The sequence below is a fragment of the Fimbriimonadales bacterium genome (assembly GCA_035559795.1).
In the GTDB taxonomy this organism is placed as follows: Bacteria; Armatimonadota; Fimbriimonadia; order Fimbriimonadales; family ATM1; genus DATMAR01.
Map to the genome: position 1 here is coordinate 423928 of DATMAR010000003.1, position 18047 is coordinate 441974.

At 47.2% G+C, this 18047-nt stretch carries 13 protein-coding genes; 10 read left to right on the forward strand and 3 right to left on the reverse strand.

All coding sequences use genetic code 11. The features are described from left to right. Positions 1-4: 4 nt before the first annotated feature. The 3 genes from guaB (at position 5) to VNK96_02630 (ending at position 4112) form a co-directional block, all read left to right on the forward strand. A complete protein-coding gene (gene guaB, locus VNK96_02620; GenBank protein HWP30604.1) occupies positions 5-1480 on the forward strand; it encodes an IMP dehydrogenase in 1476 nt (491 codons plus the stop codon). A gap of 159 nt (positions 1481-1639) precedes the next feature. Continuing rightward, positions 1640-2542 (forward strand): hypothetical protein, encoded by a 903-nt coding sequence (locus VNK96_02625; GenBank protein ID HWP30605.1) that lies wholly within the window; start codon positions 1640-1642, stop codon positions 2540-2542. A 7-nt stretch (positions 2543-2549) separates the two neighbouring features. Next, on the forward strand, positions 2550-4112 hold the full coding sequence (locus VNK96_02630) for a hypothetical protein (GenBank protein HWP30606.1): 1563 nt from the start codon (positions 2550-2552) through the stop codon (positions 4110-4112). Between the two features lie 15 nt (positions 4113-4127). On the opposite strand, the gene ftsZ is transcribed toward VNK96_02630, so the two are convergent. Beyond that, the gene (gene ftsZ / locus VNK96_02635; protein ID HWP30607.1) at positions 4128-5207 is read right to left on the reverse strand and encodes a cell division protein FtsZ; all 1080 of its coding nucleotides are present in this window, start codon (positions 5205-5207) and stop codon (positions 4128-4130) included. A gap of 289 nt (positions 5208-5496) precedes the next feature. Between ftsZ and VNK96_02640 the strand changes: the two genes are divergently transcribed. From VNK96_02640 to VNK96_02670, 7 genes are all read left to right on the forward strand, one after another. After that, the gene (locus VNK96_02640) at positions 5497-6090 is read left to right on the forward strand and encodes a TetR/AcrR family transcriptional regulator (protein HWP30608.1); all 594 of its coding nucleotides are present in this window, start codon (positions 5497-5499) and stop codon (positions 6088-6090) included. A 22-nt stretch (positions 6091-6112) separates the two neighbouring features. Then, entirely contained in the window at positions 6113-7408 is a 1296-nt protein-coding gene (locus VNK96_02645) for a TolC family protein (GenBank protein HWP30609.1), read from the forward strand. A 2-nt stretch (positions 7409-7410) separates the two neighbouring features. Then, positions 7411-8886: an efflux RND transporter periplasmic adaptor subunit gene (locus tag VNK96_02650; protein ID HWP30610.1), complete on the forward strand. Its 1476-nt coding sequence runs from the start codon at positions 7411-7413 to the stop codon at positions 8884-8886. Continuing rightward, a complete protein-coding gene (locus tag VNK96_02655) occupies positions 8886-12353 on the forward strand; it encodes an efflux RND transporter permease subunit (GenBank protein HWP30611.1) in 3468 nt (1155 codons plus the stop codon). The genes VNK96_02650 and VNK96_02655 overlap by 1 nt, the downstream gene beginning before the upstream one ends. Further along, positions 12346-13128 (forward strand): hypothetical protein, encoded by a 783-nt coding sequence (locus VNK96_02660; protein HWP30612.1) that lies wholly within the window; start codon positions 12346-12348, stop codon positions 13126-13128. Before VNK96_02655 ends, VNK96_02660 begins: the two co-directional genes overlap by 8 nt. 78 nt (positions 13129-13206) lie before the next feature. Further along, the gene (locus VNK96_02665) at positions 13207-14256 is read left to right on the forward strand and encodes an Mrp/NBP35 family ATP-binding protein (protein ID HWP30613.1); all 1050 of its coding nucleotides are present in this window, start codon (positions 13207-13209) and stop codon (positions 14254-14256) included. A gap of 35 nt (positions 14257-14291) precedes the next feature. Then, entirely contained in the window at positions 14292-14708 is a 417-nt protein-coding gene (locus VNK96_02670) for a secondary thiamine-phosphate synthase enzyme YjbQ (protein ID HWP30614.1), read from the forward strand. 13 nt (positions 14709-14721) lie between these two features. On the opposite strand, the gene lspA is transcribed toward VNK96_02670, so the two are convergent. Next, a complete protein-coding gene (gene lspA, locus VNK96_02675) occupies positions 14722-15270 on the reverse strand; it encodes a signal peptidase II (protein HWP30615.1) in 549 nt (182 codons plus the stop codon). After that, positions 15267-18035: an isoleucine--tRNA ligase gene (gene ileS / locus VNK96_02680; protein ID HWP30616.1), complete on the reverse strand. Its 2769-nt coding sequence runs from the start codon at positions 18033-18035 to the stop codon at positions 15267-15269. The genes lspA and ileS overlap by 4 nt, the downstream gene beginning before the upstream one ends. Positions 18036-18047 lie beyond the last annotated feature (12 nt).

The following is an 18047-nucleotide window of genomic DNA, read 5'->3' on the forward strand; positions in this document are numbered from 1 at the left end:
TAACATGGCTGCATTTGCGGAAAGACTTAGTTTCGATGATGTTTTATTAGTTCCGAAGCGCTCGGAAGTTCTTCCGGACGAAGTAGATATCTCGACAGAAATTCTCCCTGGAATACGTTTGCACATCCCCTTCGTTTCCGCCCCGATGGATACGGTAACCGAAGCGCGTATGGCAATTGCGATGGCTCGTGAAGGAGGAGTGGGAGTGATTCATCGCAATCTGACAATCGATGAGCAAGCGGATATGGTGGACCGCGTCAAGCGCAGTGAACACGGAATCATTCATCAGCCCATCCATCTCCGACCCGATAACACGATTCAGGATGCCATAACCATTATGGAGAAATATCATATCAGTGGTGTTCCTATTACGAAGGAAGATGGAACCTTAGTCGGGATTCTAACGAACAGAGACATCCGTTTCGAATCGGATTACAGCCGTCCGATTCACGAACGAATGACGTCAAAAAATCTGATCACCGCACCTGAAGGAACAACGTTAGAGCAAGCAGAAAAAATCCTTCAAGAACACCGCATCGAGAAATTACCATTAGTAGATGAAAAAGGGATTCTAAAAGGTCTTATCACCATAAAAGATTTGTTGAAAATAAAAGAGTTTCCCCATGCAACGAAAGACGAGAGAGGACGTTTGGTTGTCGGCGCTGCAATCGGTCCTATGCGAGAACCTTACGAACGCGCAAAAGCAGTAACAGAGGCGGGCGCAGATTTCATAGTGATTGACGCAGCGCACGGTCATACGAAAGGGGTGATGAATTGCGTGAAATTACTAAAAGAAAAACTCCCTGATTTGAAAATCGTCGCAGGAAACGTCACAGACAGAGACGCTGTTTGCGAACTGGTCTCTTTAGGAGCAAATTGTCTTCGGGTTGGAATTGGAGCGGGTTCGATTTGCACGACTCGCGTGGTTGCTGGAATCGGTGTGCCGCAATTTTCTGCGACTTTGGAATGCGCGGAAATTGCCCGAGAATTGGGAGTTACCACGATTGCTGACGGGGGCATTCGTTCCAGTGGTGATATCGTGAAAGCCCTGGCGGCAGGCGCAAACGCCGTCATGATGGGGAATATGTTCGCCGGATGCGACGAAAGCCCCGGCGAAATCGAGATGTATCGTAATCGGGCATATAAGGTCTACCGAGGAATGGGTTCTGTCAGCGCAATGCGACGAGGAAGCAGCGATAGATATTTCTTCGTAAAAGACCCGAAATTGCTCGTTCCGGAAGGTGTAGAAGGACGAGTTCCTTACCGTGGACCTCTACATGAAACAATGTTGCAACTAGTAGGTGGTTTACGCTCAGGAATGGGTTACGTGGGGGCTCGGAACCTTTCAGAACTTTACGAAAGAGCAGAATTCGTCAAGATAACCCAGGCAGGGTTACGCGAAAGCCATCCTCACGACGTTTGGATTACGAAAGAACCTCCGAACTACGCATCCCCATGGATTGGAGAGGACGCGGAGTAAAGAAAGGGCTTTACTTTTCCTTTTGGGTTGAAAAAAGCCCTTTATATTGAAAAAAAACAAAGCGTCCTTTCCACGCTACATCGCTTGAGCGCTCGAGAAAAAGCGAAAAGTAATCGATGGCGCTGGCGGTATAACCATTTTTCGAGTCGGAAACGCGAAATGAAACGGGTTGTCAGCGTGAGTTTGGGTTCCAGCAAGAGGAACAAGCAAAGTCGCGTAACGCTCTTGGGAGAGGAATTTCTCATCGAAAGAAGAGGAGTGGATGGCGACTTGTGCGCGTTCGAGAGAGCGTTTCGAGAACTCGATGGAAAAGTGGATGCTTTAGGGGTAGGTGGTGCAGACATTTATCTTTGGGTGGATTCGAAAAGATATGCTTTCAGGCAAATCGAACGCATCGTCTCTTGCGCAAAACGTACACCCGTAGTAGATGGAAGCGGGCTCAAACATACACTCGAAAGAAAAATGATTTTTTTTCTTCGAGACGAGGGGATTATTCGTTTCGAAAAAGAAAAGGTTTTATTGACGATGGCAGTAGATCGTGTGGGTATGGCTCGTGCGCTTTCAGAAGTATGTCATCACGTCGTTTATGGTGATTTGATGTTCGGTTTAGGACTTCCGATACGTTTACGTAGTTATAAAACTTTGAGCGTTCTCGCAAAACTTGCGCTGCCTATCATCACCCGTTTGCCATTTCGTTGGTTTTATCCTGTCGGTGAGAAGCAGGAAAAAAGAAAACCAAAGTTTGCGTGGGCATTTAATGAAGCGACGGTTATCGCCGGGGATTGGCATTACATCTTGCGTTACTGCCCCGAAAAATTGCCGAACAAGACGATTATCACGAACACACTGCGCAAAGCAGATTTAGATTGGCTTCGAGAGGCAGGGGCACGCCGAGCAATTACGAGCACGCCGAACATCGAAGGCGAAACCTTCGGTACGAACGTAATGGAAGGTGTGATCGTCGCCATTCTCGGAAAGCGACCGCAAGATTTGACTGCGGAAGATTATGAAAACGTATTACGCAAACTGAAATGGCAGCCGAATATCTTCGAACTTTCCTAAAGAAAATATGACGAAAGCAAAAAAAGTTTCTAGGGAGGAGGAAAAAATATCGAAAAGACTGGCGCACCTTTTGTATTCCGCGCAAAACGCTTATCTCGTTTTTCTTTTCATTTTGCTACTTACCGTGGCGTTCATCTCTTTGAAATGGCGCATTCAACACGATTTACCTGCAGTTTTATATCCGGGCTATCTATTCATGCAAGGGAACATCCCTTACAAGGAGATTTTCGACATCAATTTTCCCGGTTCGTTTTTCCTATACGGTTTTTTGGCGAAATTTATCGGAATCGAAAACATCTCCTTACGCCTTTTCGATTTACTTATGCTTTTTCTCCTTTCTTGGATGGGCTGGGTATGTTTCGGACCGATAAATAAAAAGGGAACTCTTTTCGGAATCTCTTCTTTCGGATTATTTTATTTAGGAGACAGCTGGTGGCTTTCCTTACAACGAGAAGTTTTTATCCTTCTTTTTCTTTTATTCTCGCTCGTCCTTTTGCTCAAGAATTCAGAACGCTATAACTTTATTCGTTTCGGAATGATTGGGCTTCTCGGTGGATGCAGTGCGTTGATTAAGCCTCATGCATTATTAGGTTTTTTGTGGATTGTAATCTGGGATGGTTTTTTCCGAAAGCCCAAAGATTCTGCGTTCGGCAAACGATGGGTTTTCGCTTTCTGCGGATTCATCGTCCCATGGGCGCTCACGATAATTTATTTCCAAAAAATCGGAGCGCTGAGAGATTGGCTGGATTTAACGGTGAATTATTTACCGCTCTATGGAAGCATCGCTGGCAATATAGAAGTCGTCGAAGGTTCAGAACGGTTGTTGCGAATCCTTCAAGGATTACTGCTCACGGGGGGGATGTTCGCATTCGCTGGTGTCAGTCTTCTTTCTGGAATTGTCGGATTACGAGAACATCAGGAAGGACGTTCGCGTGTGCTTTTATTATTAGGTCTCGCATTCGCATATTGGCTTTATCCGGTGATCCCTGGTCAATTTTGGCTTTACCATTGGATTCCTTTCGTCTATTTCGCTTGTTTATTGGGGGGGCTATCTTTTTTCTCGATGGATGCTCCCCGAAACTTACGACCGACCCGTGTTCTGTTGTTAGCCGGTGTCGTTCTTACCTCTTCTCTACTTTTTCCTACGCGTGCGCTAAAAGAGGCTATTTCCGAAACGAACCCTCGCGAACTTGCACGTGTCGACGAAATGGTTGCGTTTTTAAAACCCCGCCTAAAGCCGGGCGACAACATTCAACCGCTCGATTGGACAGGGGGGGCTATTCACGCGATGCTCATCCTTCGTGCGAAGCTGGCGACTCGATATATGCAAGACTTTCACTTCTACCATCACATTTCTCATCCGTATATTCAAAGCCTCCGTCTCGATTTCATAACAAAACTGGAACGCGAAAAACCGAAATTCGTCATTCGCGTACTATCTCCTGATAAACCTTGGGTTTTCGGACCTGACACGACGAAGGAGTTTCCGGAGTTGAATTCTTTTCTTTCGAAAGAATACGTGATCGTAAAAGAAGGAACGGATTATCAAATTTTAGAGCGCAAACACTGATTCCGATAGATGCCTTTAAATTTCCCCTTTCAATTCCGCTTGCTCGCGTTGCCTTCTTAAAAAGGTAGGAATATCCAAATTCGGTGCAAGAAATTCCTCTTGAGCGCTCTCCGAGGAAACGGGCTCCGGAGCAGAAACACAACGTGGTGACATCCCAGCCGCGAGCACTGTGATTTGCACCTTTGCGCCCAATTCTTCACGTACCGCATGCCCGAAAATGATGTCGGAGTCATCTGGGTCGGTGTACTGCAACAAATATTCCATGGCATCGTACGCTTCTCCGAGTGTGAAGTCGTTCCCCGTTGTGATGTTGACGAGAAGTCTCTTCGCACCCTCGATGTTCGTTTCTAAAAAAGAACTGTTCGCCGCTGTCTCGGCTGCAGTTTTCGCTCTTTGGTCTCCCTCTCCCGTGCCTATTCCCATCAAAGCAACTCCTGCATTCGTGAGAATAGCGCGCACATCTGCAAAATCTACATTAATGAGACCAGGAGTAATAATTACCTCGCTTATCCCTTGGACTCCCAAACGTAAGACGTCATCGGCAGCATTGAAAGCTTCCTTCAAGGTTGCATGACGCGAGACGGATTGGAGAAGTTTATCGTTGGGAACTGTTATAAGAGTATCTACACAGCCCTTGAGTTCTTCCGCTGCTTTTTCGGCGACAACTCGTCGTCGAGGACCTTCGAACAAAAAGGGTTTTGTCACTATCGCAACTGTCAATGCCCCTACTTTTTTCGCTTTATCCGCTACAAAAGAAGCAGCGCCACTCCCGGTGCCACCACCCAGTCCAGCAGTGATAAAGACCATATCCGCATCCTCAACCGCTTGTTCGATTTCGCGGTTAGCGCTTTCCGCCGCGCTTCGACCTAGTTCGGAGTCACCTCCGCAGCCTAAACCCTGTGTAAGCGATTCTCCTATGAGAACTTTTTTTTCGGCTTCACAGGTAGAAAGCGCTTGAGCATCGGTGTTGATACCGATAAACTCTACACCAGAAAGCCGCGAAGCGATAATTCGGTTGACAGCGTTGCACCCTGCTCCACCGACTCCAATAACTTTAATTTTTGCGCGAGACGGAAGGTTATTTTGGGAAAACATAATTTTTTCGCTCCGTGTTCATTGAATGATGCTCCAGCAGTCGCTTAGCAAAAGGACGAAAGGCAAAAGGATTCCGCATCATAGCCTATTTAGAAATCCATTGTCTATTCGTATTCGATTATTCTTCGACTATATTCATTCTATTCGAATAAGAAAAATTCCCCTTTCGTTTTCTACTCATAGATTGTGGAAAAAGGCTCTTTTTAAAATTTTACAAAAACGATGAATTTCAAGGGTGATCAGCCTTGCAATAGGGTTTATGATTCGTGGATAATTGATTGAACGCTCAATGAACTCAGAGTCGCTACCCGTCCACCCTATGCGCCGAGCCAATCAGGCAACCCTGCGCCGTCGCCAACTCCTCGACGCAGCCCTTAAGGTGTTTTCCGAAAAGGGTTATGAAGAAGCGACCATGAAAGACGTCTCCGAGAAGGCTGGGGTAGCCCCTGGACTGCTTTACCACTACTTCGAGAGTAAAGAGATTTTGCTCATGGAAGTCGTCCAAGAGCACGGCTTCGTGCCGGAGATTTGCAAGGTCATGAGCCCGAACCCCGAGCGTCCTGCTCGGGAAGTACTTTTGGAGCAAGCACAAGAAATTTACCGCTTGTTCGATAAGAAGCAGAGCCTTATCCGCGTATTCGTTCGCGAGGCGATGAACAAGCCTCGTCTTTACGAGCTTTGGGTAAAGCACATCAAAGAAGGAGCGCGGCATTTAGCGAAGTATCTGCAAGCGAGGGTGGATGCCGGTGAATTGCGCAAACATAATACAGAGATGTCGGCAAGGATGCTGCTTCACAGCGTCATCTTGTTTCACATCGTAGGAGACCCCCCCGAAAAACTCAACGAAGTGGTGGATTGCTTGTTGTATGGAATTCTGAAATGAAACGTCCACGTGAGGTGAATAAATGAACCTTTCCTTTTTCGTTATCGGTTTGAGCATCGTACCGCAAATGATACAAGAGGTCGATGTTCTAACTTTGGATGAGGCAGTGGCGATAGCCAAACAAAAAGCCTTCAACGTGTTGAGTTCTCAAATGGAATTGGAGCGAATAAAAGGTGTGGTTCGTGAAGCCTATTCCATGCTCTTGCCGAAAATCGATTTCGAAGCGACCTACACACGCTTCGATAAAGAGATGACAACGATGTTCGATTCCAGCGAAGTCGTCATCCGTCCCATTGATCGAAAAAAATTGACATTGACATTAAGACAGCCCATCGATATCAGCGGAATGCTGAGTTTGGGAGTCTCTAGCGCGAGAGCATTGGAACGTTCCAGCAATGAACTCATTACTGCAGCGGTAAACAACGCTGCTCTCAACGCAAAGAGTGCTTACTACGACGTGATGAAAGCGATGGAACTCGTCTCCGTTGCAGAAGAAAATATGAAAAACGCGCAAGCGAGATTCGATTTGGCAAAGAAGCGCGTAGATGCGGGTGTAGCGCCACGTTTCGAAGTAATACGCGCTCAAGCAGACCTAAGCTCTGCCGAGCAGGGACTCATACGCGCACAAAATAACGTTTCGATTGCAAAAGCGAATTTGAATAACGTACTTGCAAGAGATATTAACACACCTTTCGAAATCGAGCGAATCGAAACTGCCCCGAAAATCGAAGCAGATATGGAGCAACTGAAAAAAACAGCACAAGAAAATCGACCTGAACTCAAGTCTTTGCGGAATCAAGTCGAATATTTTACGGCGGTGCGAAGAGGTCGCGAACGCGAGCGCTTTCCGAAACTCAATTTGAGTGTGCAATTCGAACACGACCCCGATGCGCAAGGATTCGGTTCGGAAAAAGACATGCTTTTCGGAACGGCAACCTTGGGGTTTCCGATTTATGAGGGGGGGGAAATCGCAGCGCGAGTCAAGCAAGCGCGCGCAGAAGAAGAAAAGGCTCGTATCGCTTTGCGAGAAGCGTCTCTCGCAGTCGAATTAGAAGTCCATCAAGCATATCTGGATGTACAAACCGCATATAAAGTAGTCGAAACAGCGCGGCGTAACGTAGATGAAGCAAAAGAGGCTCTGAGGCTGGCAACCATTCGATACGAAGCAGGTGTAAGCATTCAAGTCGAGGTTTCCGATGCGTCGGTGCAATATATAGATGCACTAACCTCTTACGTCAACGCAATCGCCGATTACCGAATGGCTTTAGCACGATTGCAGCGCGCAATCGGAACGGAAAAAATTCCTATAAAAGAATAACTATGAAAAAATTTATCTTTCTATTTTCTTTACTTCTCTTTGCAATTTGGTTAACGAGCTGCAAAGACATAGAAGCGCAAAAACAAGCCGCAATCCGCACGCAATTGCTATCGGATACCGTCGTTCCCGTCACGATCATTTCTCCGAGAATCCAAACCGTGCAGCAGACTCTCGACCTCAACGGAGAACTCGAAACGATGCAAGAAGTCACGTTGAGTTCTAAAGTGACAGGCAAACTCTCTTATGTAACCGTGCATGACGGTTCACCGGTTCGAGCAGGTCAGGTCATTGCGCAAGTAGACGCTACGGACCTCTATGAACAAGTCCGACAGGCAGAAGCAGCGGTGGCAGCAGCGCAAGCAGCTAAAAAACAAGCGGAGATGAATTTGAATATTGTCATCGAACAAACCAGTGCAATGATTGCGGAATCCGAATCCAAAGTGAAAGCGGCAAAAGCGCGTCTCGACATGCTTCGAAAAGGAGCGCGTGAACAAGAAAAACGTCAAGCCCAAGAACGAGTCAAAGCAGCAAAAGCAAAATTAGACAAAGCGAAAGCCGATGTCGAACGCGCGCGAAAACTTTTTAGTCAAGATGCGATTTCGAAAAGTGAACTCGATACAATGGAATCGGCATACGAAAGCGCTCAGGCAGAATATCAAACCGCGCTCGAAGCCTACGACTTAATTTTAGAGGGCACACGTACAGAAGAAATTCAACAAGCAGAGGAAGCGGTTCGCCAAGCGGAAGAACAACTCCGTTCTGCGAAGGCGAACGCGAATCAACGAACAGTCCATAAACAAAACGTATCGCAAGCACAAGCGAAACTCGAAGAAGCGCAAGCCATGCTTCGCTTAGCAAAAACGCGTTACAAAGATGCCACGATAACCTCGCCTATAGATGGTTACGTTTCAGGGAAACCTGCACAAGCAGGAACTGTTGTTTCTCCTGGTGTTCGCATTGCTACCATCGTCAGCATTCGTGGAACGTATTTCGAAGGGCAGATTCCCGAAACCGAAGTCCGAAAAGTTCGCATAGGTCAACGCGTTATCGTACATGTGGACGCATTGCCGAATGAGGAATTCACAGGAATTGTCGAAGCGATACGACCCGATGCCGACTCTTTAGGTCGAATCTTCCGAGCGAGAGTCGTAATCACCGATTCTGACAATAGACTTCGCCCAGGGATGTTCGCTCGCGCGAAATTGGTGCTGCGTGATATTCCCGATGCTTTAACGATTCCAATGGACGCGGTTCTCACCGATGAGGGAAAAAATTACGTATTCGTCGTTCGTGAAAACAAAGCAAAACGAATCGAAGTAACTCTCGGAGCGCGAAAAGATAACTGGGTGCAGGTTTCCGGTATTTCCCCATCGGAAAAAGTCATCGTGGAAGGGAAAACGCAATTAGCCGATGGAACTTCGATAAGAGTCGAAGCAGGTAGAAGCGATATGAAACACGATGTAGTGGGATTGAAATAATGGGTCTGACTCTTGCCGCAATTCGTCGACCCGTTTGGGTCGTTATGCTGATGTGTGCAGCGATGGTGCTCGGTTGGATCGGTCTCCGAAGCATGCGCGTAGAGCAAAACCCAGAAGTTTCTTTTCCTTTCATCACCATCGAGACGCAGTATTTCGGTGCATCTCCCGATGAAATCGAAACTCTCATCACTCGTAAAATAGAAGATGCAATTTCTACGATAAGCGGATTACGAAGTATTCGCTCTATTTCCGTCGAAGGCGTTTCGAGAGTATTAGCCGAATTCGAATTGAGCGTTTCCGTAGATGCCGCTCTAAACGATGTAAAGTCTAAAGTAGATGCAATCATAAATCGCCTTCCGGACGCTGCCGAGCCACCTGTTGTCACGAAATTCGACATCGGGGCAGAACCGATACTTTATCTTGCAGTCGAAAGCGAGACGATGGGCTCTCTCGAATTGCATGATTTCGTGGAGGAGCGAGTGCGCGATAGGCTTGCGAGAATTTCCGGTGTTGCAGACATCACGGTTTACGGGGGGGATAGGCGCGAGATACGCGTTGCAGTGCATCCTCAGAGGCTTTTGAGTTATGGCATCGGGATTTTGGAAGTTCAACGCGCATTGATGGAAGCGACGATGAATTTCCCCAGCGGCAAAATCAAAGAGGGTAATCGCGAAGTCGGAGTGCGGGTGCAAGGTGAATTTCAATCGGTAGACGAAATTCGAGACCTCGTTATTCCGATAGCGGATATGCGGAACCCCAACGCAAAGCCCGCTATCGTTCGACTGCGCGACATTGCCGAAGTAAAAGATGGACCGGCGGAGAGAGATGTCATCAGCCGTGTGAATGGAAGAGATGGTGTAGTTATCGCAATTCAAAAAACACGCGAAGGCAATACGGTAGAAATCACCGATAAAATCAAAGCGGAACTCGTAAGACTCGAAAAAGAATATCCTGTGCGCTTCGTAATTACGCAAGAAAGCGCGAAACGGGTGAAAGAAGCCCTCGAAGATTTGCAAACTGCTTTGGTTCTCGGAATCATGCTTGTTGTGGGAATCGTTTATTTGTTTCTCCATAATTTTCGAGGGACACTAATTGTTGCGCTCGCGATTCCCACCTGTTTATTCGCTGCATTCGCCGCTATCAACGCAATCGGTTTTACGATGAATACGATGACGATGTTGGGCCTTTCTTTGGCGGTGGGGATTCTCGTAGACGATGCCATTGTCGTTTTAGAAAACACGTATCGCCATTTGACTTTGGGAGAGCCACCTATGGAAGCGGCACTCAACGGAAGAATGGAAATCGGGCTTGCGGCGCTTTCGATTACCATGGTGGACGTCGTCGTGTTTTTGCCCGTTGCATTCATGGGGGGGATCATCGGACAGTTTTTCCGTCCCTTTGCGCTAACTGTCGCTGTCGCGACGTTGTTCTCGCTTCTCGTATCGTTTACGCTCACTCCCATGTTAGCGAGCCGTTGGTACAAGAAAGGAGAAGATATCGAAGCGAAACGCGGTTTTGCAAAATGGTTCGAAACGCGATTTCAAAGATTCGCGCAAGGGTATCGCAATTTGTTGGACGCAGCACTCAATAGACGCTGGCTCGTTTTCATGAGCGGCTGGGCGATACTTTTCGGCGTATTCATGGCAATTGCTGGGGGGGCTTCGAAAAACCTTTCTGAAGCGCTTTCTCCTGGAATCTTTATGTTCTTCGTAAGTGCGGGCGTTGCTCTTTTTGCATTTGTTTTGAGCGTGCTGTTTAGAAGAACGAACGCACGAATCTTGGCCGGTGGTGTCCTCTTCGGAGGTGTGCTCATCATTGCACCTGTCATTGGCTTTCTGCTCGCTCAAAATAAAGGCGGACCCCTCCTCACGAATCGCTTTGCACCCGGGGTGGAAACCGGACAAATTACCGCAATCATCGAAATGCCACCGGATTCTTCTTTAGAACGCACGCAAAACGTTGTCGAACGCATCGAAAAAATCGCAGCCACAATTCCAGAAACGGAATACGTGACGAGTACGGTAGGGGTAAGACGTTCTGGGGGGGGATTAGCGGGGAGCGACACAGGCTCGCAATACGCCCAGGTGCTCGTAACCCTAAAAGAACGAAAGGCGCTCATTGATTCCTTGATGTTCTGGCGACCTTCTGAAGACTTGCGAACCCGCTCGCAAGATGCAATTACTACCGAACTTCAACAAAAAGTCGGAAAAATTCCTGACGCAAAAATCGTCATTTCCTCCCAAACAGGATTCGGCTTCGGTCCCGATATTCAAGTCTCTATATCCGGAACGAAACCGGAAAACGTCTATGCAGGGGCTGTAAAAGCGAAAGAGGTTTTAAGCGAGATACCGGGAATCGTAAACCTCGATTTATCTACGAAACCCGGTAATCCGGAATTGAGAATCCGTCCCGATCGCATCAAACTCGCAGACTACGATATTTCCGTCACGACTCTGGGCGCAATTTCTCGAACCCTCTACGAAGGAAACACCGATGCGAAATACCGTGAAGGAAACCTCGAATACGATATAAGAGTGAACTTGGCAGACGTAGCGCGCTACAACGAACAAATGATGCCGCTCATCCCGATAACGTTTCAACAAAGAGAACCGGTTTATCTCGACGAAATCGCAAATATCGAACGCGCTACCGGACACGACAAAGTTGAGCGCTATGACAGAAATCGCACGATCATGGTAACAGGTTATCTACTTCCCGGTTATGTAGTCGGGACGGTCGGAGCGGAAATTCGCAACAAACTCTCCCAAACAAATTTGGGGGAAGGCGTAACTTTCGCGCTTCGAGGGGAAAACGAAGTGCAAGCGCGTGAATTTCCTTATCTTGGCCAAGCGTTCATGTTGGGTTTGCTTTTGGTGTTCATGGTGCTTGCCGCGCTTTTCGATAACATTCTTTATCCGTTCATCATTCAATTGGCACAACCGCAGGCATTGGTGGGGGCGCTTTTGGCATTGATGATTACGAATCGCCCGTTAGACCTCGTGGGGATGATCGGTTTTATCATGCTGATTGGCTTGGTCGGCAAAAATGCAATTCTATTAGTAGATTACGCAAATACGCTCCGTGGACGAGGTTTTTCTCGTCACGATGCGCTTTTGACTTCAGGTCAAACACGCTTGCGACCTGTCTTGATGACTACTTTGGCGATGATTCTTGCTATGATCCCCGTTGCATTGGCATTAGGTCGCGGCTCGGAATTTCGCGCACCATTAGGAGTCGTGATTATCGGTGGACTTTCTCTTTCCACTCTCCTTACGCTTTTCGTGATTCCCTGCAGTTATACGATTTTCGATGACTTATCGAATGCCATTGCCGGCATTTTCCGCAGAGGAAAACCGAAAACAGAAGTCGCAGGTGATGGCGAAATTTCGGAGGAAGCGCCAGCCGCTTCACAAAAGCCCAAAGAAGAAGTTCATACTGCCTCACGGGGAGAAAAAAGTGATGAGTAGCATTTTTGCTTTTTCATTAGGGTTCATAATCGGTGCGCAAGTCGTTCCGAAAACTGCTTTATTGGAATTCGACAAAGAGCCCGTATCTGAATTCGTAGCCGAAGGGAAAAGACTTGCGGAAAACAAAAAGCCTGCTTACACGACCGCATTCCCCTTCCAGAAAGTCCTTTCACGTTGGTGGAATGGGAAAACCTATCGTCCCATTGAATTCGTGTGGTGGTTTTCACCGGAATATGTATCGCTACGATTAGGTTATCTCGCTCGAAAAGAAGGCTGGAAAGAGGGAGAAATTTCTAAACGTTGGCGACAAATTCGTCAAGATAGAAAGGGGAAACTATCCTTTATCGTCCAATTGGCTGCAGCACCGAAAGTGGACATTCTCTCCGGCGAAAAAGCATGGGAAACGGATACGAAAGATTTAGAAAATGTGCATTTCGTTTTGATTGTAGGAAAAGAGATCTTCCATCCGACGAAAGCAGAAATCGTGCATGCGCGTCGAACACGTGAGGAGTATCTTCTCTCTCGTTTTCCGTGGCATCAATTTGCACCTGGAGGAAATTTATTGAGGGAAGAAACCGAGGAACCTCTCCCTTCCGCTCTGCCGATCGGGGAGTACTATCTACATCTTTTTATAGTCGAATTCTCGACGAAAGAACTCCAAAAGATATGGAATGAAAGCTCCAACCTCGTTTTAGAAATTAGAAGCCGAGGAAAGGAACGCACGGCAGTATTCTCTCTACGGTTAACCATCGGTACTTATAACACTGGGAATTGACCAGCGTCTCTTGAAGTGCTTTTGCTTCATCCGAGGCATTATATTGCGCAAATCAGGTAACATTTCATTTACAAATTAATGTCCGTTACAGAAGAAAAAGTTCTAAACGCATTGCGCACAGTTATAGACCCTGATCTGAAGAGGGACATCGTAAGTTTAGGGTTCGTAAAAGACGTTCGGATTTGCGATGGAAAAGTCGCATTCAAAATCGAACTGACGACACCTGCATGCCCGGTAAAAGACGAACTTAGAGAGCAAAGCAAAAACGCTGTTCTCGCATTGGATGGCGTGAGCGATGTCTCCATCGAGATGAGCGCGGTCGTCCGTCAGTCTATGCAGTCGGAGGATTTGCTGCCTGGAGTCAAGAACGTCATCGCAGTCGCCTCGGGAAAGGGGGGGGTAGGAAAAAGCACAGTGGCGGTTAATTTATCCGTAGCGTTGGCGAAGACCGGTGCAGAAGTGGGTCTCCTGGATGCAGACGTGTATGGACCCACAGTGCCTCTACTCATGGGCTGTGCGAAAGAAAAACCATCGGTCGAAAACGGAAAAATCATTCCTATCGAGCGATACAACATCAAAATGATGTCGCTGGGATTTTTATTGGAGGAAGGGCAAGCCGTATTATGGCGAGGTCCTATGGTTGCAGGAACGGTAAAGCAATTATTAGGAGACGTAGCATGGGGGGGGCTCGACTATCTCGTCGTGGATTTGCCTCCCGGAACGGGTGATGCCCCGATGTCTTTGGCGCAACTCGTTCCTTTAACGGGTGTCGTGATTGTCGCCACACCGCAAGACGTCGCCGCGAACATCGCAAGCAAATCCGTTGCGCTGTTCGAGCGTTTGAAAACTCCGATTTTGGGTGTAATCGAAAACATGTCTTCCTTCGTCTGCCCGGAATGCGGCAAAGAAACCAAAATTTTCAAAGGCTTGAGCGGAAAAGAGTTAGCGGAGCAATTCCATGTACCCTTTTTAGGTTCCATCCCGTTAGACCCCTTTATCAGCGATGCAGGCGACGAGGGAGTGCCGAGCATAATCGCTCACCCGAGCCGTACCCAGGCGAAACTATTTCATGAAATCGCAGGCAGATTGGCAGCAGAAGTGAGCAAAGCTGCTGCCTCGCGGGAATAACTTCTTCGACGCGCAAATTTTACATAATCTTTCTTATGGTAAGAACGCATCGTTTCTCCCTGCAAACGAAAGGCAATGACGATATGCATGACATAACGCCCTTCGTCGAGGAAGCAATAGCGAGCGGCGCGATAAGCTCTGGAATCGCGACAGTCTTCGTAGTCGGCTCAACCGCTGCGATAACGACCATCGAATACGAACCGGGGTTACAAAAGGATATGGCGGCTGCGATGGAAAGAATCGCACCTAAAGACGCTTATTACGCACATGAAGAGCGCTGGGGAGACGATAACGGACATGCTCATATCCGTGCTTCCTTAGTCGGACCTGCGCTCGTCGTTCCTTTTACCGAGAAGAAACTCGCTCTCGGTACTTGGCAGCAGATCGTCCTTATCGATTTCGACACTCGCCCACGCTCGCGAACGATCATCGTGCAAACGTTAGGGGAGTAATCCTTCGACGACTCTATCTTAGGCTTTCTGTTTCTTCTCTGGGGGGGATTGTTTCTTTTTTTTCGTTCTCCCTCTCGGCAGAAGGCGTCGCCAAATCGTGCTTCGCAACGAATATCCAATGGACAAACAACAAAACGACTGCGAGCGTGATATAAAAATCTGCCAGATTGAAAACGTGAATGATTTTGATATCGATAAAGTCCGTTACGCGTCCCTCATGAAAAATCCTGTCCGTAAAATTCCCGATAGCCCCAGCAGTAACCAACATCATGGAAGCGGAGAACAATCGAAAATTAGGGGGGGCATAAAGGTACCCGAATGTCGCCGCTATCGAGACGAGTACTGCGGTCGGTGCGAGCCAAATCCCGGCATTCGGGAATAAACCGAAAGCGATGCCTGTGTTATAAACGAGCGTAAGTTCGAAAATCCCCGGAATGACCACGAGGGATTGACCCGGAACGAGATTCGTCCTTATCGCAGATTTCGTAATCTGATCGAGCGCTAAGAAAATCGCTACTACTAGAATAAAGCGCGCTAATTTCAATGCCATCTTTATTTTCATTTGGAGATTGACGCCGCGAGCATTCTGTCTCGCTTGCAAAGCGGAACTCCGTTTACATCTTCGACATCTGGTCGGCGCAATCTACATCGCTCGCATTTTGCAAATTCCGAAGCCGCGAATTCGAACCTTTCCTCCTCAGAATCGTGCAATTCCAACCAACTTACACGCAAGATGGTCGGCAATTCATCCCCAAAAGTTTTAAGGACATCGAGGCTCTTTTTCGGAGCATAGACTTTTACATAGATATCCTGCATGTCCTTTACACCGGAAGTGTTCTTCCATGCTTCGAGTTCCGCATAAAGCCGGTCTTTGAAACGAAGAAACTCCTTCATTCGGGAAAAGAGCTCTGAGTTTTCTATTCGTTTCGCTTCCTCGTCCTCGATAGGTTCGATAACCTCTAAGAAAACAGTTTCTTTGCTCTCGAGGGAAGGGATTTTCCTATACACTTCTTCACACGTGTGCGGCAATATCGGAGCGATGAGTTTAACGAGACTCATCAATATTTCATAACACGCTCTTTGTGCACTTCTGCGGCTCGGAGAATCTGCCGGGTCGCAATACATCCTATCCTTTATCGCGTCTAAATAAAACGCACTCATCTCTCGTGCACAAAAATTATGGAGCGTTGAAGTAACTTCACGAAAATCATAAACATCGTACGCGTCGCAGCATTTTTTCTCTAAAAGCCTCATCTGAAAAACAGCCCATTTGTCTAACGGGTTTATTAGATTATAGGAATTTTTCGGGTTGTAATCATAAAGATTCGCCAAAAGGAACCGAAACGTGTTGCGAATTCTTCTATAAACATCGCCAATTTGTTCGATGATTTTATTACTGCAGGAAACATCCTCCGTATAATCCACACTTGCAGCCCACAAGCGCAAAATATCCGCCCCATGATGATTCGCGACGTCTACAGGGTCTACGACGTTTCCCAGGGATTTCGACATCCTGCGACCTTTTTCATCAACCACCCATCCGTGTGTCAGCACCTGACGATAGGGGGGGTGATTGCAAAGCGCCATAGCCGTTATCAAACTGCTGTTGAACCAACCTCGATGCTGGTCGCTTCCTTCTAAGTATAAATCTGCTGGCGATTCCAAGTTTTTCCAGTTTCCATAATTCCAATCCAAAACAGCGAGATGAGTAATTCCACTATCGAACCAAACATCTAAAACGTCGGTTTCTTTTCGGAATTCCGTTTCACCGGTTTCTGGATGACGAAATCCTTGTGGAAGAATTTCTTCTAAGGGAGTGGTAAACCAAGCCTCGGATCCGCCTTTTTCGACGATTTGCGCCGCGCGTTCCATAATTCGAGAATCCAACACAGGTTTCCCCGACGGAACACCGTATACAATCGGCAAGCCGACCCCCCATATTCTCTGTCGAGAAAGACACCAATCCGGTCTTGTCGAAACCATCGCCGTGATGCGCTCTCTTCCCGAGGGGGGGAACCATTTCACTTGCGAAATCGCTTCGAGTGCGCGTTTTCTCAAATTCAAATGGTCTACTTTGAGAAACCATTGTTCGGTCGTGCGGAAAATGACGGGATGCTTATCGCGTTCGCTATACGGATAGCTGTGGCGATAATCGTAGACTTTGATTAAGTTCCCTTCCTCTGCGAGTCTTTTCGGAATGACTTCATCGGCTTCGTGAATATGTAATCCTGCGAATTCTCCTGCTTCTTCCGTGAATACACCCGCTTCGTTCACGGGGCAAAGAATAGGGAGATTGTATTTTCTGCCTGTATGGAAATCCTCTTCACCATGTCCTGGTGCTGTATGAACGACTCCTGTTCCTTCTTCCGTATTCACATAATCCGCAAGGACACCGATGGATTCTCTATCAAAAATTGGATGTTTAAACACCACCTCCTCGAGTTCACGCCCTTTCACGCTCAATACTTTTTTACCAGGCGTTTTCCCTATATCCTCGAAAACCTTTTCGATGAGACCGGAATACAACAAATAAAAATCGCCTTCGCTTTCCACCAAAGCATATTCCAAATCGGGATGGAACGCGAGCGCGAGATTTCCCGGAATCGTCCAGGGAGTCGTCGTCCAAATCAAACCATAGATACGATTCGATGGGAAATTCGCAAAAATTCCTTTAGGGTCTTTCAATAACGGAAAGCGAACGTAAATCGCTTTGGATGTGTACTCTTCGTAGACTAATTCCGTTTCTGCGAGCGCTGTTTGACTATAAATTGACCAATGTGTCGGTCGTAAATCTCTATATATATATCCTTGTTCCGCGAGCTTTGCGAACGCGCGAACGATCGTCGCCTCGTAACCATAATCCATCGTTTTATATGGCTTTTCCCACTCACCGAAAACCGCTAATCTCTGAAATTGTTTCGTTTGGATTTCTGCATATTCTTCTGCATGCTTTCGGCATTCTTTGCGCATTTCATCGGGCGAGAGATTTTTTCCTTTTTTACGCTGAATCGCCATTTCGATCGGAAGTCCATGATTGTCGTATCCAGGGACATAAGGCGCGAGGAAACCGCGCAACGTTTTATATTTCACGACGAAATCTTTAAGAGATTTATTGAGCGCTGTTCCCATATGAATAGGACTATTCGTGTACGGTGGGCCGTCGTGCAAAATAAATTTTTTTGCGCCCTCGCGCTTTTTTTGAATCAAATAATAAACGCCGATTTCTTTCCAATACTGTTGTATCTCCGGCTCACGATGCGGCAAATCCGCCTTCATGGGAATCGTGAAAGCGGGATTGGGAAGATTCAACGTCGCTTTGAAGTCCACGGAGTTGCTATT

Bases quoted from the DNA above. Each gene is read 5' to 3' on its own strand.
- lspA (HWP30615.1), bottom strand. From the start codon at position 15,270: ATGAAAATAAAGATGGCATTGAAATTAGCGCGCTTTATTCTAGTAGTA.
- VNK96_02640 (HWP30608.1), top strand. From the start codon at position 5,497: ATGAACTCAGAGTCGCTACCCGTCCACCCTATGCGCCGAGCCAATCAG.
- VNK96_02625 (HWP30605.1), top strand. From the start codon at position 1,640: ATGAAACGGGTTGTCAGCGTGAGTTTGGGTTCCAGCAAGAGGAACAAG.
- ftsZ (HWP30607.1), bottom strand. From the start codon at position 5,207: ATGTTTTCCCAAAATAACCTTCCGTCTCGCGCAAAAATTAAAGTTATT.
- VNK96_02655 (HWP30611.1), top strand. From the start codon at position 8,886: ATGGGTCTGACTCTTGCCGCAATTCGTCGACCCGTTTGGGTCGTTATG.
- VNK96_02670 (HWP30614.1), top strand. From the start codon at position 14,292: ATGGTAAGAACGCATCGTTTCTCCCTGCAAACGAAAGGCAATGACGAT.
- VNK96_02650 (HWP30610.1), top strand. From the start codon at position 7,411: ATGAAAAAATTTATCTTTCTATTTTCTTTACTTCTCTTTGCAATTTGG.
- VNK96_02645 (HWP30609.1), top strand. From the start codon at position 6,113: ATGAACCTTTCCTTTTTCGTTATCGGTTTGAGCATCGTACCGCAAATG.
- VNK96_02630 (HWP30606.1), top strand. From the start codon at position 2,550: ATGACGAAAGCAAAAAAAGTTTCTAGGGAGGAGGAAAAAATATCGAAA.
- VNK96_02665 (HWP30613.1), top strand. From the start codon at position 13,207: ATGTCCGTTACAGAAGAAAAAGTTCTAAACGCATTGCGCACAGTTATA.
- guaB (HWP30604.1), top strand. From the start codon at position 5: ATGGCTGCATTTGCGGAAAGACTTAGTTTCGATGATGTTTTATTAGTT.
- VNK96_02660 (HWP30612.1), top strand. From the start codon at position 12,346: ATGAGTAGCATTTTTGCTTTTTCATTAGGGTTCATAATCGGTGCGCAA.